The sequence below is a fragment of the Lysobacter sp. A378 genome (assembly GCF_054052125.1).
Genome location: NZ_JBSVRK010000002.1, coordinates 703,580 through 728,951 on the forward strand (window position 1 = coordinate 703,580; position 25,372 = coordinate 728,951).

Annotated in this window: 25 protein-coding genes; 8 read left to right on the top strand and 17 right to left on the bottom strand. The window is 62.7% G+C overall.

Going from position 1 to position 25,372, the window contains the following annotated elements; genetic code table 11:
• Positions 1–3: 3 nt before the first annotated feature.
• The gene (locus tag ACW7G1_RS09170) at positions 4–1,032 is read left to right on the top strand and encodes a hypothetical protein (protein ID WP_456979426.1); all 1,029 of its coding nucleotides are present in this window, start codon (positions 4–6) and stop codon (positions 1,030–1,032) included.
• Here the strand turns inward: ACW7G1_RS09170 and ACW7G1_RS09175 are convergent.
• Together ACW7G1_RS09175 and ACW7G1_RS09180 are read right to left on the bottom strand one after the other, a co-directional pair.
• Positions 1,019–2,680 (bottom strand): c-type cytochrome, encoded by a 1,662-nt coding sequence (locus ACW7G1_RS09175; protein ID WP_456979427.1) that lies wholly within the window; start codon positions 2,678–2,680, stop codon positions 1,019–1,021. The genes ACW7G1_RS09170 and ACW7G1_RS09175 overlap by 14 nt on opposite strands.
• 124 nt (positions 2,681–2,804) lie before the next feature.
• Positions 2,805–3,839, bottom strand: a complete 1,035-nt coding sequence (locus ACW7G1_RS09180; protein WP_456979428.1) for an NADP-dependent oxidoreductase — start codon at positions 3,837–3,839, stop codon at positions 2,805–2,807.
• A 173-nt stretch (positions 3,840–4,012) separates the two neighbouring features.
• Here ACW7G1_RS09180 and yedA point away from each other — a divergent pair, with 173 nt between their 5' ends.
• A complete protein-coding gene (gene yedA / locus ACW7G1_RS09185; protein WP_456979429.1) occupies positions 4,013–4,930 on the top strand; it encodes a drug/metabolite exporter YedA in 918 nt (305 codons plus the stop codon).
• A gap of 47 nt (positions 4,931–4,977) precedes the next feature.
• Here the strand turns inward: yedA and ACW7G1_RS09190 are convergent, their stop codons facing one another.
• Genes ACW7G1_RS09190 through ACW7G1_RS09200 form a run of 3 tightly spaced genes read right to left on the bottom strand, consistent with a single transcriptional unit; the run spans position 4,978 to position 8,369 of the window.
• A complete protein-coding gene (locus ACW7G1_RS09190; protein ID WP_456979430.1) occupies positions 4,978–6,786 on the bottom strand; it encodes a monovalent cation:proton antiporter-2 (CPA2) family protein in 1,809 nt (602 codons plus the stop codon).
• A gap of 3 nt (positions 6,787–6,789) precedes the next feature.
• Entirely contained in the window at positions 6,790–7,746 is a 957-nt protein-coding gene (locus ACW7G1_RS09195; protein WP_456979431.1) for a DUF5996 family protein, read from the bottom strand.
• A complete protein-coding gene (locus tag ACW7G1_RS09200; RefSeq protein ID WP_456979432.1) occupies positions 7,743–8,369 on the bottom strand; it encodes a glutathione S-transferase family protein in 627 nt (208 codons plus the stop codon). The genes ACW7G1_RS09195 and ACW7G1_RS09200 overlap by 4 nt, the downstream gene beginning before the upstream one ends.
• 195 nt (positions 8,370–8,564) lie before the next feature.
• Here ACW7G1_RS09200 and ACW7G1_RS09205 point away from each other — a divergent pair, with 195 nt between their 5' ends.
• Both ACW7G1_RS09205 and ACW7G1_RS09210 read left to right on the top strand, forming a co-directional pair.
• A complete protein-coding gene (locus ACW7G1_RS09205; RefSeq protein WP_456979433.1) occupies positions 8,565–10,211 on the top strand; it encodes an acetolactate synthase large subunit in 1,647 nt (548 codons plus the stop codon).
• Positions 10,212–10,267: 56 nt separating this feature from the next.
• Complete coding sequence (locus ACW7G1_RS09210) at positions 10,268–11,701, top strand: aldehyde dehydrogenase family protein (protein ID WP_456979434.1); 1,434 nt, start codon at positions 10,268–10,270, stop codon at positions 11,699–11,701.
• A 19-nt stretch (positions 11,702–11,720) separates the two neighbouring features.
• Here the strand turns inward: ACW7G1_RS09210 and ACW7G1_RS09215 are convergent, their stop codons facing one another.
• The 3 genes from ACW7G1_RS09215 to ACW7G1_RS09225 form a co-directional block, all read right to left on the bottom strand.
• Entirely contained in the window at positions 11,721–12,698 is a 978-nt protein-coding gene (locus tag ACW7G1_RS09215) for an NAD-dependent epimerase/dehydratase family protein (protein WP_456979435.1), read from the bottom strand.
• Positions 12,695–13,270, bottom strand: coding sequence for a TetR/AcrR family transcriptional regulator (locus ACW7G1_RS09220; protein ID WP_456979436.1), 576 nt, complete (start codon positions 13,268–13,270; stop codon positions 12,695–12,697). Before ACW7G1_RS09220 ends, ACW7G1_RS09215 begins: the two co-directional genes overlap by 4 nt.
• Before the next feature lie 121 nt (positions 13,271–13,391).
• Positions 13,392–14,246, bottom strand: a complete 855-nt coding sequence (locus ACW7G1_RS09225) for an alpha/beta fold hydrolase (RefSeq protein ID WP_456979437.1) — start codon at positions 14,244–14,246, stop codon at positions 13,392–13,394.
• Between the two features lie 194 nt (positions 14,247–14,440).
• Here ACW7G1_RS09225 and ACW7G1_RS09230 point away from each other — a divergent pair, with 194 nt between their 5' ends.
• On the top strand, positions 14,441–15,070 hold the full coding sequence (locus ACW7G1_RS09230) for a CGNR zinc finger domain-containing protein (protein ID WP_456979438.1): 630 nt from the start codon (positions 14,441–14,443) through the stop codon (positions 15,068–15,070).
• Between the two features lie 110 nt (positions 15,071–15,180).
• Here the strand turns inward: ACW7G1_RS09230 and ACW7G1_RS09235 are convergent, their stop codons facing one another.
• From ACW7G1_RS09235 to ACW7G1_RS09250, 4 genes are all read right to left on the bottom strand, one after another.
• The gene (locus ACW7G1_RS09235; RefSeq protein WP_456979439.1) at positions 15,181–15,531 is read right to left on the bottom strand and encodes a nuclear transport factor 2 family protein; all 351 of its coding nucleotides are present in this window, start codon (positions 15,529–15,531) and stop codon (positions 15,181–15,183) included.
• Positions 15,532–15,750: 219 nt separating this feature from the next.
• Complete coding sequence (locus ACW7G1_RS09240) at positions 15,751–16,491, bottom strand: SDR family NAD(P)-dependent oxidoreductase (protein WP_456979440.1); 741 nt, start codon at positions 16,489–16,491, stop codon at positions 15,751–15,753.
• A gap of 164 nt (positions 16,492–16,655) precedes the next feature.
• A complete protein-coding gene (locus ACW7G1_RS09245) occupies positions 16,656–16,907 on the bottom strand; it encodes a pirin-like C-terminal cupin domain-containing protein (protein ID WP_456979441.1) in 252 nt (83 codons plus the stop codon).
• Between the two features lie 401 nt (positions 16,908–17,308).
• Positions 17,309–18,208 carry a LysR family transcriptional regulator gene (locus ACW7G1_RS09250; RefSeq protein ID WP_456979442.1) on the bottom strand — a complete coding sequence of 300 codons (900 nt, stop codon included), beginning with the start codon at positions 18,206–18,208 and terminating at the stop codon, positions 17,309–17,311.
• Between the two features lie 311 nt (positions 18,209–18,519).
• On the opposite strand from ACW7G1_RS09250, the gene ACW7G1_RS09255 reads away from it, so the two are divergent.
• Positions 18,520–19,254, top strand: coding sequence for a hydrolase (locus tag ACW7G1_RS09255; RefSeq protein WP_456979443.1), 735 nt, complete (start codon positions 18,520–18,522; stop codon positions 19,252–19,254).
• Positions 19,255–19,425: 171 nt separating this feature from the next.
• Positions 19,426–19,731, top strand: coding sequence for a GNAT family N-acetyltransferase (locus ACW7G1_RS09260; RefSeq protein WP_456979444.1), 306 nt, complete (start codon positions 19,426–19,428; stop codon positions 19,729–19,731).
• 376 nt (positions 19,732–20,107) lie between these two features.
• On the opposite strand, the gene ACW7G1_RS09265 is transcribed toward ACW7G1_RS09260, so the two are convergent.
• The 3 genes from ACW7G1_RS09265 to ACW7G1_RS09275 all read right to left on the bottom strand — a co-directional run bounded on the left by ACW7G1_RS09265 (position 20,108) and on the right by ACW7G1_RS09275 (position 22,113).
• Entirely contained in the window at positions 20,108–20,545 is a 438-nt protein-coding gene (locus ACW7G1_RS09265; protein WP_456979445.1) for an OsmC family protein, read from the bottom strand.
• Between the two features lie 8 nt (positions 20,546–20,553).
• The gene (locus tag ACW7G1_RS09270) at positions 20,554–21,441 is read right to left on the bottom strand and encodes a pirin family protein (protein ID WP_456979446.1); all 888 of its coding nucleotides are present in this window, start codon (positions 21,439–21,441) and stop codon (positions 20,554–20,556) included.
• Between the two features lie 66 nt (positions 21,442–21,507).
• Positions 21,508–22,113: an isochorismatase family protein gene (locus tag ACW7G1_RS09275; RefSeq protein ID WP_456979447.1), complete on the bottom strand. Its 606-nt coding sequence runs from the start codon at positions 22,111–22,113 to the stop codon at positions 21,508–21,510.
• Between the two features lie 252 nt (positions 22,114–22,365).
• On the opposite strand from ACW7G1_RS09275, the gene ACW7G1_RS09280 reads away from it, so the two are divergent.
• Positions 22,366–23,262: a LysR family transcriptional regulator gene (locus tag ACW7G1_RS09280; RefSeq protein ID WP_456979448.1), complete on the top strand. Its 897-nt coding sequence runs from the start codon at positions 22,366–22,368 to the stop codon at positions 23,260–23,262.
• 140 nt (positions 23,263–23,402) lie between these two features.
• On the opposite strand, the gene ACW7G1_RS09285 is transcribed toward ACW7G1_RS09280, so the two are convergent.
• Together ACW7G1_RS09285 and ACW7G1_RS09290 are read right to left on the bottom strand one after the other, a co-directional pair.
• A complete protein-coding gene (locus ACW7G1_RS09285; RefSeq protein ID WP_456979449.1) occupies positions 23,403–24,185 on the bottom strand; it encodes a LytR/AlgR family response regulator transcription factor in 783 nt (260 codons plus the stop codon).
• Positions 24,185–25,267, bottom strand: a complete 1,083-nt coding sequence (locus tag ACW7G1_RS09290) for a sensor histidine kinase (RefSeq protein WP_456979450.1) — start codon at positions 25,265–25,267, stop codon at positions 24,185–24,187. Before ACW7G1_RS09290 ends, ACW7G1_RS09285 begins: the two co-directional genes overlap by 1 nt.
• Positions 25,268–25,372 lie beyond the last annotated feature (105 nt).

Below are 25,372 nucleotides of genomic sequence, written 5' to 3' on the forward strand. Positions count from 1 at the left end.
GGCTTGATTAGGCACTGGGTCGCGCAAGCCGCACGTGCGCCCAGTCCACACAACTGCCAACCGGCGCGCTGGCGCCTGCGGGAGGAGCAGCTTGAACTGTGGGAAGACACGGCGCGCTGGTTGGCCGTGGGAGACCGCAGCGGCCGCGACAACACTCTCGTTCTGGGAATGGCTTGGGAAGGCTTGCAACTGGCGGCATCACGCGATGGCTACCTGCTCGATGCGCCCATACTCGACGAAGCGAGCTATCCGCCTGCGCCAGGGCCACGTCGTCGGGCGAGGGCCAGACTGCACCGGGGTGGCATTGTCGATCCTTTGGCGGCAATGCAATCAGATCGCCATACTTGCCGGAAACCATTCCGGCCAGCAACACAGCCCGAACGCGAACGGTTTCTGGCCTGCCTGGCTGAACATCACGCGATTGCGCAGCCAGTCGATGCCGCACACATCGCCGGCGTGGCCATCGCCCAACAAGGAGCGAGCATCGCGCTGCTGCGTGATCGTGCCATGGGGGCGGAACTGTACGGCTGGCTGCGTCTGTCCGCAGGACATCCGCAAGCACACCGCGATGGACTCGATGCGGCCTGTCTGGAGTTGAACGCGTTCGAAGCCTGGGGTGCGAACTGCCTGATGCGGCCCGCCTTGGCGTCATTCCTGGCTGCGTCGGGACTTGGCGGCCTGCTGGTGGAGGAACGCGAAAAAGTACTTTCAGCAACCGCCATCGTGGTGCTTGCAGCCGATGCTGAAATCGACGATTTCCATGCCGGTCGGCTGTGGTATCGCTTCTGGCTCCGGCTCACTGCGGCGGGCTTTGCTGCGGTCCCGATGTCGGCCCTGGTGGATACCAACGCGGGACGCGCCGCACTGGAGAGGCTGCACCGTTTGCGGGTCGGGCAGCGTTACCTCAACGTCATGCGCATCGGTCCCTCGCCGTCAGCGTCGCTGCCACGCAGTGCACGCCTGCCGGTGGATGAACTCATCATCGCGGCGGATGATGCTGAGCAGGATTACTCCGCGCTTACAGGCGCTTGAGGTATTCGATCAGGGCCATTTGTTGCTCAGCATCCAGCCCCAGCACCTCCGTCTCGTGTCCACGACGGTCCCGTCCCGGCAGAGCGGTGTCGTACCACTGCGCATCCGCCCACGGTACATAGTCGGGGGGATAGTGCCGGCCGCCGATCCCGTCGACACCGTCGATGCCGACTTTGTGCAGATCGAGACGATGGCCGCCAACCATGAAGCGTTGCGGCCGCTGGGCAGGATTGAACAGATGCCATAACGTAGGCACGGATCCATTGTGCAGGTAGGGCGCAGTAGCCCACACGCCGGTCAGGATCGGCGCGACATACCCGTCTGTCGCTTCGGCATCAAGGTAGCGGTTGAGCGTAGACGCACGGATACGCTTCAGCAGTGCTTCATCGACCGCGCGCGAACGGTCAGGATCAGTGCCGATTTCAGCAAGGGTCACTAACCGGTTTGGAAACTCCTGCAGCCGCGGCCTGCCATCGACTTCCACGTACCGACCGTGGCAGCTGGCGCATCGCTCGGCATACAGCGCGGCGCCGCGCGCAGCGAGAGGCATATCGAGTGCGCCTGGAAAGAGTGGCGTCGCTGCGTGCCGATCAAGGAACTGCAGCGTCTCGGCAATTCGTGGCATTCCCTCAGGTGCCTGCCGATGCGGGACCCCCATGGTCGTCACGGTGAAGAAGCCGACGATCGTCGACTGCCGTTCAGCGGTTTCGATGACACCCGCACGCTCATGGCCGACGAAACGTTGACCGCCTTTTGTCGCATACAGGCCATCGACCAACAGCGAGCTTCGAAGTACACGATCACCCAGGCCCGGAATGCTCACGGTGGCGGAATCCCCCGCGTCATGCACCGGCATGCCCAATCGCAGCTTCAGCGCATCGATCCCGTTGCTGCGTCCTGGCCCACCGTTGCGAAACGGTAGCGCGGCACCCTCCCGCTCGAGTTCAACCATGCGCCGGTTTAGAAGTGGCCATACAAAACGACGCAGGGTGGTGATTTCGCGGTCACTGGTTTGCGGAAACAGTGTGCGCAAAGCAGTGAGCACCACTTCAGGTTGTTTGCGATATGCGCGCAGGCCGCTGAACACCGCGTCGGCATAGCCATCGATATCGAGTGAGGTATTGGGCGTGCCGAGCCAAGCTTCGAAGGTGGGTGCACCTTGTGCATCATAAAGAGTGCCAGCGTGGCAACTTGCGCAACCAATTGTGGCCACTTCGAGTTCGATGGGAGGCACTCGACGTTCGATTGCGCCCACGACCAAGCCCATTGGCCACGCGAATTCCGGTGGCTGTTTCAATGGCCAGTTACGTACTGCAACAGGCTTGAACAAGCCGTAGCGTTGGAGCTGCGCCCGCAATGCATCCTGGCTCGGCGTTTCGCCTGGATGTTCGTTGAGAAGCAGAACCGTCGCAGCCAGTTTCCACGGCACCGCACTGGCTTCCAGAGTTTCGGTGCTGAGGCCATTGAAATCGCCGAACAGGAAACGGGCTGCACCGATCTCCTCCGTACCCAGCTCCGGCACGCTTTCGTATTTTCCGATCTCATGCCCACGCCCACCGAAGTCAAACAGGTCGCAGCCGCCAGCAGCGAACAAGGCCGCAATGACTAGGGAGAAAATGACGAGGCGAGAACGGTGGGGTGAGCTCATGGCAACTCCGTAATGGTGCGATGCGCAAGCTACCACAGGCGTGTTTTAGCCTCGAACAAGGGTGATTGATACGTGCGCGTGGTCGTTGGCGGGCGCGGGGAATCGCGGGTTCTCTGCAGGTGGTTCACTGCGGGGCAATGCGAACCACGAGCTTGCCGAAATTGCGGCCTTCCAGCAGGCCGATAAACGCCTGCGGCGCGTTTTCCAGCCCATCGACGATGTCCTCGCGGAACTTGATCTTCCCTTGCTTGACCAACCCGCTCATTTCCTTGAGGAACTCGCCGTAGCGGTCGCCGTAGTCGTCGAAGATGATGAAGCCCTGCATCCTGATGCGCTTGGTCAGCAACGTGCGGGTCAGCAGGCCCAGGCGATCCGGGCCGGGCGGTAGTTCGGTGTCGTTGTAATGCGCGATCAGTCCGCACACCGGGATCCGGGCCTTGGTATTCAACAGCGGCAACACCGCATCGAATACTGCGCCGCCGACGTTCTCGAAATAGATATCGATGCCGTCCGCGCAAGCCGATGCCAGCTGCTGCGGAAAGTCCGTCGCGCGATGGTCGATGCAGGCATCGAAGCCCAACTCGTCGACCACGTAGCGGCACTTCTCCGCGCCACCGGCGATGCCCACCACGCGGCAGCCCTTGAGTTTGGCTATCTGGCCGACCGCCGAGCCGACCGCGCCGCTGGCAGCGGCCACCACCACGGTCTCGCCGGCCTTGGGTTGGCCAATGTCGAGCAGGCCCATGTAGGCGGTGAAGCCGGGCATGCCCAGCACGCCCAAAGCAAGCGAAGGATGCGCCATGTCGGCATCAAGCCGGTTGAGGTCGCTGCCGTCGGACAACGCGTAATCCTGCCAACCGCCCTGGGCCAGCACCAGGTCTCCGACCCGGTAATCGGGGTGAAGCGAGGCTTCCACCCGCGCCACGGTGCCGGCACCCATCACCTCGCCGATGCCCACCGGCGCGCTGTACGACGGGGCGTCGCTCATGCGGCCACGCATGTAGGGATCCAGCGACAGATATACGTTGCGCAACACCAGTTGGCCCTCGGCAGGCGTCGGCACGGGAGTTTCCAGCGTCTTGAAGTTGTCGACGGTCGGGGCGCCGGCCGGACGCGAGGCCAGTGTGATCTGGCGATTGACGGTTTTGGAGTTGGACATGGTGCTTACCTCGGGGGGGGGCGAGACTGGGACTGAAAAGGAGGCCGGAGTAGATTCTCCTGCATCGGCTCAGAGCAAACCATGAAGAAACGATGGGTGATAGTTCCGCCGGTGGCACTCGTGCCCGTTCGATGACTCACGGATAATGCGGCACCCAGGAACGGCACGCCCCCATGTCTGATCGCTCCACCCCCGCCACAACGGCATCGCCGGCTTCGTCGGCCCTCGAGCCGCGCGTGCTGATCCCGCTAGCCCTGTTCACGCTATACGTGGTCTGGGGTTCCACCTACCTCGGCATCCACTTTGCGCTGGAAAGCTATCCGCCGTTCCTGCTGGCGGGTTTGCGATTCCTGGGTGCCGGCGCAGCGTTCTACGCGTTCCTGCGCTGGCGCGGACACGCCACGCCAACCCGCCTGCAATGGCGCAATGCGGCGATCACCGGTCTGCTGTTGCTCGGGTTTGGCAACGGCCTGGTGTGCTTCGCCCAAGAGCGGGTGAGCTCGGGCATCGCGGCGGTTGCTGTATCCAGCATGCCGCTGTTCGCGGCGGCGTTCTCCGGCATGTACGGGCAATGGCCGACCCGCCGGGAAACCATTGGCCTGCTGGTCGGCTTCGCCGGCGTGATCGTGCTCAACATGGGCAGCGGTCTGTCCGGTGCGCGCCTGGGAGCGATTGCCTTGCTGACCGCGGCGGCGTGCTGGGCGTTCGGCTCGGTCTGGAGTCGCCGCCAGGACATGCCCGTCGGACCGATGAACACCGCAGCGCAGATGCTGTGCGCCAGCGTCGCCCTGCTTGGCGTGGGTTTTGCCAGTGGCGAAACGCTGCCGGCCGCGCCGACCCTTCGCGCGACGTTGGCACTGGTTTACCTGGGGGTATTCGGCTCGATCATTGCCTTCAGCGCCTACCTGTATGTGCTCAAACACGCACGACCGGCGGTCGCCACCAGCTATGCCTATGTCAACCCGCCGGTGGCGGTGCTGTTCGGCGTGTTGCTTGCCGGCGAACACGTCGGCCGGTATGACCTCGTCGGGATGGCGATCATCCTGGCCGGTGTGGTCATCATTACCCTGTCGAAGACAGCGAGAAGATGACACGCTCGATGAGGCCGTGGCCAAGGGGAGGCGCTCCGCACTTGGAGTCACGGTGCTTGACGCTCGGGTTCGACGAAGGGGACCGGCTCCACCCGGGTCCCCTCACGGTTCTGGAAAAGCTTGTCCATCCCGGCCCGATCGTCGTTGCTCGACACTTCCAGGGCGAAGCGTTCGGCATCGCGTGCACGGATGTCATCGGATACGGTCTGGGCCGCGAGCACGTTCACTCCAAGCAACTCGAGCGCACGGCGCCCAAACAGCATCGCCGACTCGAAACCCTCCCGGACTTGCACGTCGACTCCGGCGTGGACCAGCTCGCGGGCGTGCGCCCGGTCGTAGGCACGGACCATCAGGATTGTGTTCGGAAATGCCGAGCGCACCAGTTCGGTGATGCGCGTGGCGGCCTTCGGGTCGTCGATGCAGACCAGAACGGCACGTGCCTTTTCGGCGCCGGAAGCCTGTAGCACGTCCAAGCGCGATCCGTCGCCGTAGTAGACCTTGAAGCCGAAGCGCTCGGCATTGCGGATCCTGTCCGCGTCGTTGTCGATGATGCTCACGTCCATGCCGCCGGCCAGCAACGACTGGCTGGCGACCTGGCCGAAGCGCCCGAACCCGATGACCAGCACGCTGGCGCGCAGACTCTTCGCCGGGTCGATGCCATCGAGCGAAGCCCCCCCGCGACGAAGCAGAGGTCGAACGACAATCAGCATCATCGGGGTGAGCACCATCGACAGAACGACGATCGCGGTCAGGTTGGCGTTGACGCTCGCATCGATCAGTCCGACCCCGGCGGCCGCCGCATAAAGCACGAAGGCAAACTCACCGCCCTGGGCCATCAGCACCGAGCGGTCGAGCGCTTCATGATGCGAACTTTGCAGCAACCGTGCCACAAGGTAGATGCACACACCCTTGGCCAGCATCATTGCCGGTACCGCAACTGCGATCAGAACCCAGTTGGCTGTCACCACCGTCAGGTCCAGCGACATGCCCACCGCCAGGAAGAACAGCCCCAGCAGCAGGCCACGAAACGGCTCGATGTCGGCTTCGAGCTGGTGCCGAAACGTCGACTCCGACAACAGCACGCCCGCCAGGAACGCACCCATTGCCATCGACAGCCCGCCCAGTTCCATCAGTAGGGCAGAGCCCAGCACGACCAGCAGCGCCGCGGCGGTCATCACCTCGCGCGCCTTTGAGGCCGCGAGGATCCGAAACAAAGGATTGAGCAGCCATAGCCCGGCCACAATCAGCGCCAGGATGGCACCGAGCCCCCAAAGCACCTCCATCCACCGGGCTCCCGCTGAAGCTTCGGGCGCGGCGGGCGCCATGAACGCCACCAGTGCCAGAAGCGGCACGATCAGCATGTCCTCGAACAGCAGCACCGAAACCATCTTCTGGCCAGCAGGGGTGGCCAGGTCGCCGCGCTCGCCCAGCACTTGGAAGACGATGGCGGTCGAGGTCAGCACGAAGCCGGCCCCACTGATGAAAGCGACTGCCGGGGGGAACCCCAACGCCATGCCTACGCCAGACAGCGCGGCAACGGCCGCGCCGATCTGCAGGGTACCCAATCCGAAAATCTGTCCCCGCAGCTGCCACAGGTGGCTCGGACGCATCTCCAGCCCGATGACGAACAGGAACATCACCACCCCCAGTTCGGCGATGTGGAGGATGGCGCCCGGATCGGAGAACAGCGCCAGCCCGAAGGGGCCAATGGCGAGGCCGGCTGCCAGATATCCCAGCACCGACCCCAGGCCGATTCGACGAAACAGTGGTACGGCGATCACTGCTGCGGCGAGCAGCGAGACCAGGCGGATCAGGTCACCCGCGCTGTGGCCGGTTTCGATGGTCGCGATATCCATTGTTCAGACGTGCACCTTGCGAGGTACCCGCGGGATGCCGACATCGCATTCGAGCGCCTGCCGGTCCCATCCGGCCAGGTCCGCGGCGGCCTTGTAGGTTGATTGCAGGAAGCGCATCAGGTCGCCCTCGGGATCAGCGCTGGTTCGCACTGCCTCGTAGGGCAGCACGAACTCGCCAAGCTTCTTGTCGAAGCGCGCCGCCGCCGGTTCGACGGAATGGTCGGCAAAGCCGTCGGGCGCTGGATAGGCGTAGGAATAGAACATCGCCTCGTCCACACCGCCACCGCCTGGCCAGAACCCGGCGGAAGACACCTCATGGCTATAGGCCTCCCGCGTAACGTCATCGGGAAGCGCCGGAACCTTGCCCGGATGAAGGGGCGCCTTGCGGCCTGAGAACCGGGTGACGGCCAGATCGAAAGATCCCCAGAACAAATGCACAGGCGAAACCTTGCCAAGGAAGCCGGTGCGAAACCGCGTGAAGACCCGCTCAATCTGCAACGAGGCCTTGTGGAACCGACGGACCGCCTCCCGGTCGTATGGCCGGAGCGCGGTGTCCTGAGCAAACGGCTTCGCATCCGGGATCTCGTTGGGAGCGCCATGGATGTCCATCCGCCCACCAAGCCGCTCCACCATGCGGGACGTGCGCTCCAGGAACTCGCTCACGCTCATCGCCTCCAGCGGGAAGCTCTCGCGCGCATCGCGCGTTTCACCCACAAGCACGTGCTCGTGGAAGTCGAAGGTCAGCGTGACGCCTCCTTCGCCGTCGGGAACGGCACCCGTCGTAAGACCGCGCGGCGTGACGTAGAGCGTGGCGTGCCAGGAGTGATTCACCCACGGCGTGTGCGCGAACCGGTACTTGCCGACGATCTGGGTCCACAGATGCAGGGCGGTACAGGTTTCAGCCCAGACGTCGTAGGGTAGGGAAGGCCAGTCGTTCCTGTTGCCGGTATCGTCAGTCATCCGATCGGCTCCATCGATTGGCGCGCGAGTGCCAGCTTCACGCCTTCATCGGCTTCCATTCGTGCACGGTGCGCCTTCAACGCCGGGTAAGTGTCGATCGCCAGCGGTGTCTTCTCGATCCAGCGGGTCAACACATACAGGAAAGTGTCGGCAAAGGAACGTTGCCCCAGATACCATTCGCCGCCGTTTTCACCGAGTGTGTCATCCATCCTCTGGTAATGACCTGCGAGCTTCTCATAGGTCTTGAGCTTGACTTCCTTCTGCGCTGCTGCGCTCTGGGCGAACTTCCTGGTATTGAAGTGACCGCCATAGGCTGCATGCACTTCCGAGGTCATGAAGGCCAAGGCTTCGGCTTCCTTGCGGGCGAGTCGCGTGTCACGGGCATAGCCTTCGCTTTCGTAGGTGGCGCCGAGCCACGCCAGGATTGCCGCCGCTTCGGTCAGTACGTCGCTGTCATCGAACCGCACGGCCGGAACCTGACCCTTTGGGTTGATGGCGAGATAGTCGTCCTTCTTCTGATCGCCGTAGGCGATGTTGTGAACCTCGATCGGCGCGTCGAGCCAAGCCACGGCGATGTTCGGCGACAGCGAACAGGTTTCGGGCATCGTATAGAGTGTCGGCATGGGTTATCTCCTCAAGCGAGTGAGCAGTCGGCGGCCCTGAGTGGGCCGAACCGAAGTGTGTAACTTCTCATCCGGCTGCTGTGCGCGGTAGCACTGTTTCGCGTCAAGCTGTGTTGCACACGCAGGAACACTGGAACAGACAATGATGTGCAAGACTTTATCCTGATAAGCAGCCTGCTCCGGAGGAATCCCATCATGACCAAAGCATCCGATCTCTTCATCCAGTGTCTGGAGGAAGAGGGGGTGGAGTACATTTTTGGGGTTCCCGGCGAGGAGAACCTGGACATGCTCGACAGCCTCAGCCGCTCGACCAGTATCCAGTTCATCCTTACCCGGCACGAACAGGGCGCAGGCTTCATGGCCGCGACCTATGGCCGGCATACCGGCAAGGCGGGGGTATGCATGGCGACCCTGGGGCCGGGCGCGACCAATCTGGTCACCCCCGCTGCCTATGCGCAGCTTGGCGGCATGCCGATCCTGATGGTCACCGGGCAAAAGCCGATCAAGAAGTCGAAGCAAGGCCGCTTCCAGATCCTCGATGTGGTCGGCATGATGAAGCCGCTGACCAAGTTCACCCATCAACTCGCCAGCGCCGACAACATCCCCAGCCGGGTGCGCGAGGCTTTCCGGCTCGCCGAAGAAGAGAAGCCAGGCGCGACGCATATCGAGTTTCCCGAGGATGTCGCCAACGAGAAGACCGAATCCCTGCCGCTCAAACGCAGCCACACGCGGCGCCCCACGGCCGATGTGAAGTCGATCCGCGCTGCGGTGCTTGCGCTTGAAAACGCCAAGTCGCCGATCCTGGTGATCGGCGCAGGCGCCAACCGCACCATGACCAGCCGGATGCTGCTCCAGTTCGTCGAGAAGACCGGCATCCCGTTCCTTACCACTCAGCTCGGCAAGGGCGTGATCGACGAACGTCACCCCAGGTTTGTCGGCTGCGCGGCTCTGTCAGCGGGCGATTTTGTCCACCGCGCGGTCGAGTCCGCCGACCTGATCGTCAATATTGGTCATGACGTGATCGAGAAGCCGCCGTTCTTCATGCATGCGGGCGGCGCGCAGGTGATCCATGTCTCGTCGAAGACCGCCGAGGTCGACCCGGTCTATTTCCCGCAGATCGAGGTTATCGGCGACATCGCCAACGCGATTTGGCAGATCAAGCAGGACATCGTTCCCAATGGGGGCTGGAAGTTCGACGCGATGCTGGCGGCGCGCAAGCGCCAGGTCGCGCACACCGCGTCGATCTCGGGCGATGCACGCTTCCCCATCTTCCCGCCCTTTCTGGTCGAACAGGTCCGCGCGGCGATGCCCGAAGACGGCATCATCTGCCTCGACAACGGGGTGTACAAGATCTGGTTCGCGCGCGACTATCCGGCTTACCGCCCCAATACGGCGCTGCTCGACAATGCGCTCGCCACGATGGGCGCGGGCCTGCCCTCGGCCATGGCCTCGGCGATGGTCTATCCCGATCGCAAGGTGATGGCGATCTGCGGCGATGGCGGCTTCATGATGAACAGCCAGGAGATGGAGACGGCCGTTCGCTTGAAGCTCAACCTCACCGTGCTGATCCTCAACGACAACAGCTACGGCATGATCCGCTGGAAGCAGGCGGACATGGGCTTCAAGGACTGGGGGCTGACCTATGGCAACCCCGATTTCGTCAAGTACGCGGAAAGCTATGGCGCGTTCGGCCATCGCGCCGAAAGCGCCGAGCATCTCAAGCAGTTGCTCGCGCAAACCTGCAACACGCCTGGCGTCCATCTGATCGAGTGCCCGGTCGACTATTCGGAGAACGACCAGATCCTCCACAACGACATCAAAAAGCTGTCGAACGAATTGTAATCGCTGTCCCGTTCCCCGGATTTTGCCGGAAGCGGGATGCAGCCCAGGAGTTTCGAATGACCAGGCTCAAGTCCGTCTATCCGCTCTATCTCAACAACGTCGCGCAGCAGCCGAACACCGATCTCGCAGTGACCGACAAGTTCACCGGCGAGGTCGCGTTCCGCGTCGCGCGGGCCGATGTCGCGACGATCGATACGGCGATCGCGGGTGCGGTCGAGGCGGCAGAGCCGATGGCGCGGATGGCGAGCTACGAGCGCCAGGCGGTGCTCACCCATTGCGTCACCCGCTTCACCGAGCGGTTCGACGAGCTCGCCTACGCGCTGTGCGTCGAGGCGGGCAAGCCGATCAAGGACAGCGAGGGCGAGGTCGCCCGACTGATCGACACCTTCCGCATCGCCGCCGAGGAGTCGGTGCGGATGAACGGCGAGGTCCAGACGCTCGACATCTCGGCGCGCGCCAAGGGCTATCAGGGCATGTGGAAGCGCGTGCCCATCGGGCCGTGTTCCTTCATCTCGCCGTTCAACTTCCCGCTCAACCTGGCCGCGCACAAGATCGCCCCGGCGCTCGCGGTGGGCTGTCCGTTCGTGATGAAGCCGGCGAGCCGGACCCCCTTGGGCGCGATCATCATCGGCGAAGTGCTTGCCGAGACCGACCTGCCCAAAGGCGCATTCTCGATCCTGCCCACCAGCCGCGACGGTGCCGACCTGTTCACCACCGACGACCGGCTCAAGCTGCTCTCGTTCACCGGATCGCCCGATGTCGGCTGGGACCTCAAGACGCGCAGCGGCAAGAAAAAGGTGGTGCTGGAACTCGGCGGCAATGCCGCGGTGATCGTCGATGCCGATGCCGATCTCGACGATGCGCTCGAACGCGTCATCTTCGGCGCCTTCTACCAGTCCGGGCAGAGCTGTATCGGGGTGCAGCGCATCATCATTCACGCCGATGTCTACGACCGCTTCCGCGACATGCTGGTCGCCAGGACGAAGACGCTGGTGGCGGGAGACCCCAAGCTGCGCGACACGTTCATCGGCCCGATGATCGATGTCAAGGAAGCGACACGGCTCGAGACCTGGATCAACGAGGCGGTCGCCGCCGGCGGCACTCTGCTCTGCGGCGGCAGCCGCGACGACGCGATGCTCGACGCCACCCTGCTCGAAGCCGTGCCTGCTGACACCAAGATTGTCATCGAAGAGGCATTCGGCCCGGTCGCGGTGCTGTCAAGCTTCACCGATTTCACTGCCGCACTCGCCGAGGTCAACGCCTCCAAATTCGGATTGCAGGCGGGCGTCTTCACCCGCGACCTGTTCAAGATGTTCGACGCCTGGGATCATCTCGATGTCGGCGGCATAGTGATCAACGACGTGCCCAGCTATCGCGTCGACAACATGCCCTATGGCGGGGTCAAGGATTCGGGCCTGGGCCGCGAAGGTGTGCGTTTCGCGATGGAAGACATGACCGAAATCCGCAACCTGGTGATTCGCCGACCGTAAGGAAGCACACGGTGCTGTGTCACGCGTCGAGCGGCTCCCCGTAGCTTTGCAAGCCGGCGGCGCGCGACGTTCTTCCGACATAGCCCAACTCTCGGTGTGCAGCGGCATCGTTGATGGTGAACTCGCGCCCGATCATGCGCATCATCGAGCGCGAGACAGGCGGGTCGCCATGTTTCCGCGTGACGAGCCAGACCGCATCCAGCAATCGGCCCATGGCGGATGCTAGCCAGTAGGGCATCGAGCGCAGCTTGTCGATGGACAAACCCTGCAAGCTCGCGAGCGCCGCGACGAACTCGCGGAAGGTCTGGCCTTCCTGGTCCTTGATGAAGTAGGCGCGGGCGCCTTCTCCGCGTTCAAGAGCGCACTGTATGGCTTCGACAACATTGTCCACATGGCAGGTCGAAAAAGCGTAGTCCCCGCGGTCGATGAAGGCGAACTGGCCGGATTTGACTGCTTCGGGAAGCGCCCGACTGAACGGGTCACCCGGCCCCCAGATCGCTGGTGGGCGAAGCGCGATCGTGCGAAAGCCGGGCTTGTTGGCCGACAACACCAGCGGCTCAGCCCGCGCCTTGCTCGCCAGGTAGGCGGAGAAGTGGTTCGGGAATGTGGGCGCGCTTTCATCGGCGTTGCGGACAGGTGTGCCGGCATCGTCCATGACGATACCCGCCGCGCTGATATAGACGAAGGTCTTTGCTCCGGCATTCTCGGCGGCCTTGAGGAGCGCGACAGAGCCGTCGACGTTGGTGCGAAAGAAGGGCGCGCGTGGCCCCGAAAAGCGAAACAGGGCGGCGGCATGCACGACGGCGTCGATCGCCGGCAACGACAGAGGTGCGCTACTTTCCAGATCGGCATCGACCGGCGATGCCCTTAGTGCCTTCAGTTTGTCGTGAGACGATGCGGACCGCGTGAGGGCGAATATCTGGTGGCCGTCCTCCACGAGTTTCGGGATCAGGCGGCCGCCGAGCAGGCCGGTGCCTCCCGTGACAAGAATTTTCATTGGGAAAGACCTTTTGATTCCGAGTTCAGAAGGGTGCGTATGGCGTTCTCGCGGATCTGCCCAAGAACGGCGGATGAAGGCGGCGGCGCTTTGCGGAGTTGAGTCGTTACGTGGAGCAGGGACGCGGCGTTGGCAGACGCCCACATCACATCGGCAGCGGCCTCGACGGTAAGCGCGAGCCGTCCGCTGGAGGCTATGGCCGAGACCTGCTCGATCAGGAGCGTGAAGGCCTGCTCGGCTGCGGGGATGGTGGCACCGTCGAGAACACGGCTTAACATCGCCGTGTAGACCCGCGGGCGCGCCGCCGCAAAGCGCACGTAATCGTCCCAACCCTCGCGTAGCGCCAGCACCGGGTCGGCGGATTGGACCGCCGACCTTTTGCTTTCGAGGAATTGTGCGAACGCCTTCGCGATCGCGGCGCTCAGAAGGCCGTCGGCGCTGCCGTAATGATGGTAAAGCGTGGGCGCGGTGACGTTCGCGATCGCACAGACGCTGCGCGTCGAGAACTGTGCCTCGCCTTCTTCCTCGAGAAGCTTGAGGGCAGCAACGAGTAGGGCGGTGCGTGTATCCATGCAGGCAATATAGCACCGCTATATTTGAATGTCTATAGCGATGCTATACTGGTGTCGATAGGCCACCGGATGCTGGCGGACACGGTGAGCCGTTACTCCGACAGCCTGCCAAGGCCTCGCTTCAGGGCGTGACGCTACGCCCCAGGAACTCCCGCATCGCCGCCGCAATTTCAGCTCCATGGGTTTCGATGGCGAAGTGGCCGGTATCGAGAAATTGCACTTCTGCATTCACGTTGTCGCGCTTGAACGCTTCAGCGCCGGCAGGTAGGAAGAACGGATCACTGTCGCCCCAGATCACCAGCGTCGGCGGTTGGTGGCGCCGGAAGTACTCGTGCAGTTGCGGGTACTGCTCGATATTTTTGCGATAGTCCAGTAGCAGATCCATCTGCACCTCGACGCCGATACGCTCGATTGCCGCGGACGCGAGCTGCCAAGTCTCGGGGGCGATCAACGAGGTGTCCTTGACGCCCTCGACGTACTGCCACTTGACCACCTCTGGTGAGCTGAACCGGCGTAGCGCCTCGCGATTTTCTGCGGTGGGCTCGGCCCATGCCTTGCGCATGTCAGCCCAGCCGGGGCTCAACCCTTCCTCGTAGGCATTGCCGTTCTGGCTCACGATTGCAGTGATCTTTTCGGGGTGCTTCACAGCCAGACGCCAGCCGACCGGAGCGCCGAAATCGAACACGTACACGGCGTAGCGATCCAGTCCCTTCGCCTCGGTGAACGCATCGATGACCGATGTCAGGTTGTCGAAGGTGTAGTCGAATTCCACCCCTGGCATGACCGTTGTCTGGCCGAAACCGGGGAGGTCAGGGGCCACCACGTGATAGTCCCGCGCCAGTTCGGGAATGAGCTCGCGGAACATGTACGAAGACGCGCCGAATCCATGCAGCAGAAGGATGGTTGGCGCCTCCACCGGACCGGCCTCCCGGTAGAACACGCTGACGTCCTCGACGGTTGTGGTGCGGTGGTGCACATGGATCGGTGCGTCCCGCGCGTGGGCAACAGGCGCAGCGAGCGTTGCGAGGCCAAGTAACAGATTGGAGATGTTCATGAGGATCCTGAGTAGTCACGGGGGTCGTAACCGGACTAAACGGTTAACACCGGTTACGAGTTGCATCATCTCCCCTTTCGGCGTAACCTGTCAACAGCTTGTTTACTGGTTACGACATGACAGACCTCAAAGCCCCATCCCAAGGCAACTCCGTTGAAGCGCCGATGGTGGGCGAACATCTAGCGCTGGACGTACTCAATACCCAGGCCCGCACCCCCAGCGGCGAAGCGATCGAGTACTGGCACAGCGGCGGCGACGTGCTTCGATGGCTGGAACAGCAAGGTGTTATTTCGACACTCGCTGGCGCCGCCGTGGACCATGGCGCCTTGCTTTCACAGGCGAAGGCGCTACGGGCACTGGCGCGTCTACTGATCGTCCAGCGCAAGGAGGGCGGGGGGACAGCAGATCCCAACGGCCTGAATGAGTACCTGCACGCCTACCGCAGCGCACCACACCTTGAGCGCGATGGCGAAGGAAACCTGATCCTGGCCCGCATTGCGTGCAGCGACACCACGGCATCCCGGCTCGGTCCCGTAGCCGAAGCGGTGGCAGAGCTTCTCGTCGAAGGCGATTTTTCGCTCGTGAAACAGTGCGAGCATCCCGAATGCATCCTGTGGTTCTACGACCGCACGCGGGCGCACAGGCGCCGCTGGTGCAGCATGGCGCTGTGCGGCAATCGTCAGAAGGCATCCCGCTTCAGGAAGAGGGTCGCTGAATCACCTTCTATCGAAGGAGTCCAATCATGATGACCCGAGACGTCGTAGTCCGTCGGCTCCAACTCGTCCGCGCTCAGGCCCCTGGCCGTGAACTTGGCTTCAAGTTCGGTGCATGGAGGCGTGATACTTGGTCTGCGTAGTCACGCGGGCCTGCCAACTACGAACGCACGGAGTTCGACCATCTTGCCATTCCGAAAACGCCAGACGTCGCTGTAGAAAGATGAGTCAGTTTTTCCATCAGAGTCCCTGGTCTCGATCTGCCCGATGGCAACAACTAGATCACCCTCTGCAACAAGGTCCGTGACGGAGAATCGAGGGGGATCGACATACTCGATCTTCATCCACTCGCGGACCGACTCCTTTCCTTGAAGGGCGTCCCCACCGATCGTCACCCAGTGGATATCGTCGTCGCAGAAGGAAAGAAAACCTTCGATATCTCCTGCGGAAATGGCTTCGTTGGCTGTCTTCAATACGATCTTGTTATCGAACACGGGCATTCTCACGGATTGCGTTGATGTACGAACCAACTGCTGTCTGGCGGCAGAAGCGTGAAGACATCCTGCCGGCGGGCGGCCTGCGCGGGCGCCTACGCATTGCGGCACCGCTTTAAACGCTGGGGCAGGCCTCGGGTTCCAGGCCAGAAACGGCGGCGGGCTCTCGCCGCGCAGCCGGTCGTTGGGGACAAATGTCTTGGCGAATATCAGGACCGATCAGGCGATTGCGCCACCGTCGGCGGTCAGGATGGCGCCCGTGATCACGCTCGCCGCGGGACTTGCAAGAAAGACTACGGCGTTCGCGATTTCGCGCGGCTCGCCATAGCGCCCCAACGACGTCAGGCTTCGCTGGAGATCGGCAGCCGCGCCGTCAGCCGGATTTGATTCCGTATTGGTCGCCCCGGGCTGCACGAGATTCACGGTGATGCCACTGGGACCGAGTTCGCGCGAAAGGCCGCGGGTGAAGGAGGTAAGTGCCGCCTTGGACATCGCATAAAGTGTGATGCCCGGGAAGGGGACCCGCTCACCCAGGGCCGAACCGATGGTGACGATGCGTCCCCCTTCGGAGAGGTGCGGGATTACTGCCTTCGCAAACAGCACTGGCGCTCGTACGTTGACATCCATCACGGCCTGATATTCGCTCACATCAAGGTCGGCGATCATTCCGTTGTGGCCGATGGCCGCGCTGTTGACGAGAATATCGAGCCCGCCGAGCGCTGAGACGGCTTCGCTCACGGCGCGAGTGATGGCGTCCGGATCGGCGCTATCGGCCTGGATGGGGATTGCGCGCCGCCCGGTGCCCTCGATGGACTTGGCCAGCGCTTCAGCTCTTTCGGCCGAGCTCTGGTAGGTGAAGGCGACGTCGGCGCCGTTCTCTGCGAGCCCCAGCGCGATCGCGGCACCGATGCCCCGTGACCCACCGGTTACCAATGCACGCTTCCCATTCAAATCGATCATAGGTTCGTCCTTTTCAACATGGTTGGTTCAAGGACCCACGTGAGTTGTTCTCGCTGTGGGAAGGTTGATGGGTGAACCTTCTCATCCAGCTGCTGTGCGCGGTAGCCCTGTCTCTCGTCAGGCTGTGTTGCACGAATGGGAACGCTGGAACGAACAACGACTTGTCAGACTGGGTCCCGAGTAGTCGAACTACTGCCATCCCTGGAGTAGGTGACAGGACGCATCGTGCCGGCGTGGGGGAACTTCCCCTGGCGATAGGCGGAATAGTAGCCGGCCAGTTCCTCCTGGGACCCGGCGATGAACGGTCCCTTTGCAACCACCGAAATGTTTTGTGGCTGGCCGGCGTAGAGCAATACCCGAGCGCCACCTTCACCTGCCCGCAACGCAAGCAGGCTGTCGCCGTCGCCGTCGCCCATGGGTCGCGTCCAGCCCACCGTCCGGGCTTTGAGGCAACGTTGTGGGCTGGTTTCAGGCTCCGTGGATAGTCGCGTCGCTTTTCATCGCCATACCGGCGTTGGTGGTAGCAGGTGCGATTGAGACGCCCCGCCAGACGCCCCTGTTGAACCTTCGTTGGCTCGGGCGTGGAGACGTCGCGCGCTTCGCCGTAGCAATATTCATGGCGCGGATTGTATTGGCAGAACAGGCATTCGCGATCGGCGTAGTGTAGCCACGCCCATTGCCCAGTCGATCGACAGCCGCTGGCGACCACCTGGCCCCAGTAGCGCTTCTGCCGTCGCGTTTACCGCCCTTGCATTGCTTGGTGTTGCGCTGGTTGTGGCAGCTTGGCACCTGCCGGCCTCAAGCACAGTCGACCTGCTCAGACCTCCGGGGTGATCCTGTCGTACAGGAAGTTCACCAACGCTCGCACCCTGGCGATACGGGACCGGGCAGCTGGCATGAAGATATGCAGATCGGCGCCTTCGTGCGGATAGGCAGGCAGCACCGCTTCCAGTTCACCCCGCGCCAGCAAATCGGCAACCATGAACCTCGGGACGAGGGTCACCCCCAGACCCGCACGCGCCGCAGCCAGGAGCATATGCCCGTTGGTGGTGCGGAAGCTGGAGTTCATGCGTACGTGTTCCCAGCCTCCGGGACCCTGGAAACGCCAATGACCGGTGTCCATGGCATGGAGCAGGGCATCGTGCGCGGTCATTTCAGCGGGTGTATTTGGTCGTCCTTGTGTATCCAGATAGTCCGGGCTGGCGACGATGACCCAATGGACGCTGGCCAGTTTGCGCGTGATGAGTGCCTGGTCCGAGACAGGACCCACCCAGAGCAAGAGATCATAGGCTTCAGTGTTCATGTCCACCTGACGATCCTCGAAGCGGATGTCGAACTGGACGCGCGGATGGAGCCGCGCAAACTCGGCGAGCAGCGGTGCAACCACAAACTCGCCGAATGCGGTCTGGACCAGGATGCGGAGGTTGCCGGAAACCTCGCTTGTCAGTTTGTTGACAACTTCCTGCGCCGACTCCAGTTCAGCCAGGCCGGCGCCAGCGCGGACATGGTACTCGCGGCCGATGTCGGTCAGGGTCGTACCTCTCGGCGTTCGGATCAGCAATTGAGCGCCGAGGGCGGCCTCCAGGCGACTGACGCGGCGGCTGACGATGGACTTGGCGATGCCAAGGCGCGCGGCAGCATTGGTAATGCTTCCCGTCTCGACCACCTCAACGAACGCGATTACATCCAGCAAGTCTATGGGCACGCGTTCCGACATCAGCAACTCCAGTTTCCAGATTATGTGGCTGGTGCAACGCTACAGAATCGCTAACCTCAGCGAAAGGTTGCGCCAGCACAGCCTACAGACCCAGGCAACTTCCCGACGGAGACCGCCGATGATCCGCTCAGTCTGTCCGCTCCGCCATCGACGTGAATGAGCCAAGGCTGAAGCTGGACGTTGACGGCGGCCAAGTCACCTGATGGGTGATAAGCGCCAGTAGCACGAACGTCCGCAGTTCTTCGATGTCCGCGTTGGTGTTCCTCTTTTTGCGACGGAGCTCGCCACAGAACACGACTACCGTAGCAAGCATGGAAACAACACAATTCTGTTTCCCGTCTACGTCGCCGCAGGCGTTTGTTGCCGCAGAACCAATCTCCCGTACAACACCAGAGAATGCTATGACGAGTGAAACGATTCGCAATCCCCAGACCGACCAACTACTGACACCCGAGAACTCGGCGTTCATCATCATCGACTACCAACCTGTCCAGGTCTCGTCGATTCGCTCGATGCCGCGCGACGAACTGGTGTTCAACATCGTGAGCACCGCCAAGGCGGCGGTGAATTACAACCTTCCGATCATTCATTCGACCGTCAATATCGCGACGGGTCGCAACAAGCCGCCGATTCCAGAACTGCAGGAGGTGCTCGGACACCTGCCGACCTACGACCGCACGTCGATCAACAGCTGGGAGGACACGGGGTTCAAGGAGGCGGTCAAGGCGATTGGCCGCCGGAAGCTCATCATGACCGCGCTTTGGACCGAAGCGTGCCTGATCTTTCCTGCACTCGACGCGATCCAGGAAGGTTATGAGGTCTATGTGCCTGTCGATGCGGTCGGCGGCACTTCTCTGGCTGCGCATGAGGCGGCGCTACGTCGCATGGAGCAGGCGGGTGTGAAGCTTATCAGCCGGGTACAGATGTACTGTGAGCTGCAACGCGACTGGTCGCGTGAGGCGACGGTCCCGGGCTTCATGGGTGTTTTCGAGAACTTCGGTGGTTTCAACGCCGAAAAGGCGGCCGAGGAATCAGCCAAGAGGTAGGCGAACGTCTGACATCTGCTGGTGGTAGTTGTCGCTACTTCGACTACCACCAAGCAGCCTGCAAGGAGAAATGCGAAAGAGCGAACTATTCATCGCTCTGAGCCGGTCCCGCGGTGGCGTGTGCCGGTCGGGTGTGTAGTCATCCTATCCATCATGTTCACAGAGGCTGAAATGACTGAGAAACCTGCGGTTCTGATTTCATACGAGGATAAAGGCCACAAGGGTCGCTTTGTCGCCCGTATCACTGGTATCGACGGAGAGGGCGAACTGACCATCTCGAAAGTTTCGGATGTGCTTGTCATTGCAGATCACACCTTGGCGCCCGATACGCTCCGCGGCACGGGCGCCGCTTTGGCGCTGGTCGAGGCCCTGATCGCGGATGCCCGCGCCAAAGGTTATCGCGTCATACCGCTCTGCCCCTACGTGCGAGCGCAGTCGCTGAAGCATCCGGAGTGGGCCGATGTCATCCAGCATTAGGTGGGTGACGCACTTTCGATCGTGATGCTATTCCTCGCGCGTGCGCGCCTCGGAACACTCTGCGGCGAGTGATGGTTCCTGGCGGCGAGCCCGTCGGAGAGCGGTTCCGAATCCAGTTGGTCGCGCAGTGCAGGGCAACTGTGGTCCAAACGTTCAGGGACAAAAACTCATTGCTGGGGCGTTTCGACCCCTTGCGCGGTCAAACGTGCGTATCTTGGCGACGGTCGCCTGGGCTTTTGTGAGCGTATTCATGGTGAACTCCGTCAGGTCTGTACGGGGGAGGGGTAATCGGCAGCCCGCATCGATGTCAGTTGGTTGTGACCGTGTGCCTGCCACCCCGAAGCTGCCGATCGGCAACAACCAGCGGAGGTGCGTGTTATGCCGCCTCTGCAGCAAGACGCGTGTCGATCGCGACACCACTCTTGATCGCCAGCGTCACCGGCGTGCGTTCGGCGATATCGGCGAGCTTCGTCCGTTGTGGGTCGTCCAGTCCGACGATCTCCAGCACCCGCTCGATACGATCCGCACCGTCCTCGCGAGGCCGCAGGTAGCGCAGTTGCACGTCCAGCGCGACCAGCGGCCACTGTTTGCGCTCGGCATACATCCGCAGCGTCATCAACGTGCATGCGCCAAGCGCGCCGAGCAGCAGCCCGAACGGTCGGGGGCCAGCGTTGTGCCCGCCCAACGCCTCGGGTTCGTCGGCGACAATCGCGTGCCCATCGATACGCATCGTCACCGCATAGGGCACATCACCGATATGGGCCTGTGCCCGACCGAGGGTGAGGCTGGCATGCCGTTTTGTGTCGTCTTTCATCGCAGGCCTCACGAAATGGCGGCGGGCGCGGGATCGTTGGGCAGGGGGGTGAACTCGGCATCGTCGGCGTCGGGCAACTTCATGCGGCCGGCCTTCCAGTCCGCTGCAGCCTGCGCCAGCCGCTCCTTCGATGACGACACGAAGTTCCAGTAGAGGAAGCGCTCGCCGACGGGCTCCCCGCCGAGCACCATCACCGTCGAATGCTCGACGGCCCGCAGCCGTGATGCGTCCTTGCCCAGGACCAGCATCCTGCCGGCGGTATAGGTGACGCCGTCGAATTCCACCGCACCGGTGGCGATGTACACGGCGCGCTCGGAATAACCGGCGGGGATTTCCGCCGTCGCGCCTGCGTCCATGTCGAGGTGCGCGTAGAACTGCGGCGAATGCGTCGCTGCGGCCGCGGTGAGGCCGTAGGCGGTGCCTGCGATGAGCTGCCCGTGCACACCGCCGTCGCTCCACTGCGGCAGGTCGTCGCCGGCGTGGTGCGAAAAGCCAGGATCCATCTCTTCGTACTCGGCCGGCAGCGCGACCCAGGCCTGGATGCCGTGCAGGTGGTCGCCCTGCGCCCGCGCGCGCTCGAACCGTTCGCTGTGCGTGATGCCGCGGCCGGCGGTCATCCAGTTGACCTCCCTGGGGCGAATCGCCTGCTCATACCCCAGGCTGTCGCGATGCATCATCTCCCCGGAGAACAGGTAGGTGACGGTGGACAGGCCAATATGCGGATGTGGACGCACGTCGGCGCTGCGGTCCACACCGGCCGGGATGTCCATGGGACCGATATGGTCAAAAAAGATGTACGGTCCGACCATACGGCGTTCGGCGAAGGGCAGCACGCGGCCGACCTCCATGCCGCCACCAAGCTGCCGGCGCCGTTGTTCGATGATCAGTTCAATCATGTCGTGTCTCCGTTCGCACGTCGCCGGCTACCTACCGGCCTCGCCAGCTCCTCGTACCTGCTCAGGTCATCCCGCGCTGCCAGCGACGGGCGTATCGAGCAGCTGCTGTTCCCACAGGAACGCAATGCCGCTACCCGCGGCGTGATGCTGGAGCACCTTCACGAACTCGGCGGCGTGCTCGGTTCGTGCGTGGTCTCGATACCATTCGGACGCAAGCGCCAGCCAGGTCATCACATTGGCGCCGGCGGCGATCATGCGCTGGATGGCCACCTCATGGGACTCGACGGAAACCCCGCCACATGCATCGGTGACCACCGTCACGTCCCAACCGTCGCCGAGCGCGTGGATCACCGGCATCGCGACGCAGATCTCGGTGTAGAGGCCTGCGATGATCAGCTGCTTGCGGCCGGTCGCCTTCACGGCATCGACGACCTTCTTGTCTTCCCAGGTGTTGAGGGTGGTGCGATCGATCACCTCCTGGCCGGGGAACACATCGGTGATCTGGGGGAAGATGTGGCCGCCACGGTCCCCGACCACGCTGGTCAGTATGGTTGGCACGCCGAACGCCTTGGCGGACTTCGCGAGTGCCGCGGAGTTGTTGACCACCATGTGCGGGTCGTGACTGTTGAGGTTCGCCAGTTGGAAGGGCTGATGGTCGATCAGAACGAGCACCGAGTCTTCAGGACGAAGTAGAGAGTCAAGACCGTTACGGAAGGGCATGCTTACATCCTCTGCAGGTAGAGTAGGGGAGACTGATTTTTCCCCAAGGCGTGCGCGGACTGGTGCGCTGCCTCAGAGGAGATACGTTGTCACTCCCCTGCGTGGATCGGTAGCCCGTTCTCGCGTCATGCTGTGTCGCATAAGCCGGAACACTGGGCTGGTACTATCCATGTCAGGCTGTGTCGCGAGATCGAGAGAACCGAGGTGGACATTGAAGATCTCAGGACATTCGTGGAAGTCGCCGATGCGGGAGGGGTTTCCCCAGCAGCGCGCCGGCTTGGAGTCTCGAAGTCCATCGTCAGCCGGCGATTGGTCCGGCTTGAGGCGGAACTTGGTATCCAGCTGCTAGCACGCACCACGCGTGGCGCGGCGCTTACCGAAGCCGGGAGTACGTTTCGCGATGCTGCGGCCAAAGCCTGCAGCGAGATCGACCTGGCCAGGGAAACCATCCTGCCCGACGGGGACCTGTTCGGGCGTTTGCGCGTCGCCGCGCCGCTTTCTTTTGGCCCGGCGCATTTCGCGCCGGTGCTCGCGCAGATGGCGCAACACCACCCGCTGCTCCACATCCATACCAGCTACACCGATCTGATGGTTGATCTTGTCGCCGAGGGTTTCGATTGCGCCATTCGGGTTGGCTATCTCCCGGACTCCAACCTGATCGCAAGACGCGTCGGGCCGGTTTATGGAAGCCTTGTGGCGAGCCCTGAGTACCTCAAAGCTCACGGTTCCCCTGAGGCGCCGGACGAGATCCTGGCCCACGAGGCACTCATGAAGGGAACCGAAGCCTGGAAGTTCATGCATGGCGACGAGCTCGTCACGGTGCATCCAAGGGGGCGTTTCAAGGCCGACAACGCGACTGCGCTCGTTACCGCCGCCGTAGCAGGACTCGGTATCGCGTGGCTACCCGATGCGATCATCAGTGAGTATGTGGCGTCCGGCAGGCTTGTCCGGATCATGACGCGCTATCCGCTGCCTCCGGCAGGCATTTTTGTTGTCCGCCCACCAGGCAAGCATCCAGCACGGAAAGTACGGGCACTGACCGAATTGCTCATCGAGTGCTTTGATCAAGCGTCGCTGGTGCCGGAAACCGCCCCTGTCTGAGCGGTGCGATGCACCAGGCCGACTGCGTCGATGCCGGAGATACGCATGTGTTCTTTAGTGCGACCAAAACCTGATCTGCAGCTTTGAAGTGACGGCGATGTTTCAAGAGAGGATTGAGGGATACCAGCGAGACAGACCGTTCACATCGTACGGAACAGGTGCAGATAGCTGCGGCTGACGGGTAGCACCTCACGGCGCCCCTTCAGGTGGATGCCGGCGGTTTCGTTATCGCCGCGGACGACATGGCTGATAGCCCGGAGATTGACCACGACGGATCGGTGGATCTGCGCGAAGTGTGCGGGGTCGAGCTGTGCGACCAGTTCCTTCAGGGCGGTGCTTATCAGGGCCTCGCTGGGCTGACCAGAATCGCCGCGCCAGGCGATCAGCGTGTACTTGGCATCGGCGCGCAGGAAGTCGATGTCCTCGACCGGTATCAGGCGCAGGGTCTGCCCGACCTGTGCGCGAATCCAGCGCAACGGTGCCGGCGTCGCGTCGCGTTGCAACTGTGCGGCAAGTTGTTGCAGCAGCACCTCGGTGTTCAACGCCGGCTGCGCCGCCTGCAAGCGCTCCTTGAGGCGTGCCACCGTCTCGACCAGCCGCGCCGATTGCACCGGCTTCACCAAGTAGTCGAGTACGCCTGCGGCAAAGGCTTGTACGGCGTATTCGTCGTGGGCGGTGACGAACACCACATGTGCGCGACGCCCAATATGGTGTGCGGCTTCCACGCCGGACAGGCCCGGCATCTGTACGTCGAGAAAGCACACGTCGGGGCGTCGGGCTTCGAAGTGCCCAATCGCTTCGCGGCCATTGCGTGCCTGCGCAATCACCTCCAGTTCCGGCCATGCCTGACCCAGTTGGTGCGCCAGGGCGTCGCGCAACAGTGGCTCGTCGTCGGCGATCAATGCAGTTGGGTGTGGAGGCATCAGTCGTTCATTCCAAGCGCCGGGATATCCAGTTCGGCGCAGACGCCGTGCGGCGTCTGCGCACTCACCCGCAGCTCTGCCGCACCTGCGAAAATCAACCGCAGGCGCTCACGCAGCGTCGAAAGGCCGGTGCCCAGCCCGTTGCCCAAAGCTTGCAGGCCGACGCCCGTATCCGTAACTCGTAGGATGCAGCGGCCGCCGCGTCGTTGTACATAGATATCGATGCGGCCACCTTCCTCGCTTGGGTCTATGCCATGGTGCACAGCGTTTTCCACCAGCGTCAGCAGCGTCATCGGCGGGCAGCGCAGCCTCAGGGCTGACTCATCCACGTGCAGGGCGAACTGCAGTCGATCGGGCATGCGCATGTGCATCAATTCGAGATAGGCCCGAACCAGCTGCAGCTCCTGACCGAGTGTGGTCGCCGGATCGTGCAGGCGGGGTACGGCTGCGCGTAGGTACGCGACCAGACTGTCCAGGACGGCAGAAGCCCGCGGCGATCCGGTGTTAACCAGCGCCTGCACGTTGGCCAGCGTATTGAACAGGAAGTGCGGGGTAACCTGTGCCTGCAGCAGATGAAGGCGCGCATCCAGCGCCTGGCGCTCGAGTTCGCTGCGTTCCAATTCAAAGGCGACGGCTTGATGGCGCGCCAGCGCATCCTTCTGCCACACCAACGCCGCGAGTGCCGCCCAAGGCGCCACCAGCACCCCGAGAATGCTGAACATCGCAAAGCCACTCAGGCGTTCCTCATCCTGCCAGAACGGCAGTGCACCGGTGTCGGTCATGAGTATGTAGATTATGTACGTACCGAGCGGCATGGCCATCGCCACGCCAAGCACCTGCAACACCCAGCGCGCAAGCCAGACCGGCAGCCGCGTGGGCCATTGCTCGAACAACCCGAACACCAGCATCGCGAACAGTCCGATCGCGACGGCCCGGGCGAGTACCGACAACAGTGTTGAGGTAAAGCCCACGCTGATCAACAAACCGAGGGCGATCGATGCGGACAGCGTAAATCGCAGGCGCCGCCATCCGAGCAGCAATGCCAGACCATGCTTTTTTGCGGGAATGGCGGAAGAGAGCATGGCGTGAGAATAATCCGGTAAGGCGCGCGCCGCAGCGCGTCGCGGGATATTTGCACGTGATGGGCGATGAATCCGACGCGTGCCAGCCTGTGCCCGTCCGCAACG

Bases quoted from the DNA above. Each gene is read 5' to 3' on its own strand.
- ACW7G1_RS09175 (WP_456979427.1), bottom strand. From the start codon at position 2,680: ATGAGCTCACCCCACCGTTCTCGCCTCGTCATTTTCTCCCTAGTCATT.
- ACW7G1_RS09180 (WP_456979428.1), bottom strand. From the start codon at position 3,839: ATGTCCAACTCCAAAACCGTCAATCGCCAGATCACACTGGCCTCGCGT.
- yedA (WP_456979429.1), top strand. From the start codon at position 4,013: ATGTCTGATCGCTCCACCCCCGCCACAACGGCATCGCCGGCTTCGTCG.
- ACW7G1_RS09190 (WP_456979430.1), bottom strand. From the start codon at position 6,786: ATGGATATCGCGACCATCGAAACCGGCCACAGCGCGGGTGACCTGATC.
- ACW7G1_RS09195 (WP_456979431.1), bottom strand. From the start codon at position 7,746: ATGACTGACGATACCGGCAACAGGAACGACTGGCCTTCCCTACCCTAC.
- ACW7G1_RS09200 (WP_456979432.1), bottom strand. From the start codon at position 8,369: ATGCCGACACTCTATACGATGCCCGAAACCTGTTCGCTGTCGCCGAAC.
- ACW7G1_RS09205 (WP_456979433.1), top strand. From the start codon at position 8,565: ATGACCAAAGCATCCGATCTCTTCATCCAGTGTCTGGAGGAAGAGGGG.
- ACW7G1_RS09210 (WP_456979434.1), top strand. From the start codon at position 10,268: ATGACCAGGCTCAAGTCCGTCTATCCGCTCTATCTCAACAACGTCGCG.
- ACW7G1_RS09215 (WP_456979435.1), bottom strand. From the start codon at position 12,698: ATGAAAATTCTTGTCACGGGAGGCACCGGCCTGCTCGGCGGCCGCCTG.
- ACW7G1_RS09220 (WP_456979436.1), bottom strand. From the start codon at position 13,270: ATGGATACACGCACCGCCCTACTCGTTGCTGCCCTCAAGCTTCTCGAG.
- ACW7G1_RS09230 (WP_456979438.1), top strand. From the start codon at position 14,441: ATGACAGACCTCAAAGCCCCATCCCAAGGCAACTCCGTTGAAGCGCCG.
- ACW7G1_RS09240 (WP_456979440.1), bottom strand. From the start codon at position 16,491: ATGATCGATTTGAATGGGAAGCGTGCATTGGTAACCGGTGGGTCACGG.
- ACW7G1_RS09245 (WP_456979441.1), bottom strand. From the start codon at position 16,907: ATGGGCGACGGCGACGGCGACAGCCTGCTTGCGTTGCGGGCAGGTGAA.
- ACW7G1_RS09250 (WP_456979442.1), bottom strand. From the start codon at position 18,208: ATGTCGGAACGCGTGCCCATAGACTTGCTGGATGTAATCGCGTTCGTT.
- ACW7G1_RS09255 (WP_456979443.1), top strand. From the start codon at position 18,520: ATGGAAACAACACAATTCTGTTTCCCGTCTACGTCGCCGCAGGCGTTT.
- ACW7G1_RS09260 (WP_456979444.1), top strand. From the start codon at position 19,426: ATGACTGAGAAACCTGCGGTTCTGATTTCATACGAGGATAAAGGCCAC.
- ACW7G1_RS09265 (WP_456979445.1), bottom strand. From the start codon at position 20,545: ATGAAAGACGACACAAAACGGCATGCCAGCCTCACCCTCGGTCGGGCA.
- ACW7G1_RS09270 (WP_456979446.1), bottom strand. From the start codon at position 21,441: ATGATTGAACTGATCATCGAACAACGGCGCCGGCAGCTTGGTGGCGGC.
- ACW7G1_RS09285 (WP_456979449.1), bottom strand. From the start codon at position 24,185: ATGCCTCCACACCCAACTGCATTGATCGCCGACGACGAGCCACTGTTG.
- ACW7G1_RS09290 (WP_456979450.1), bottom strand. From the start codon at position 25,267: ATGCTCTCTTCCGCCATTCCCGCAAAAAAGCATGGTCTGGCATTGCTG.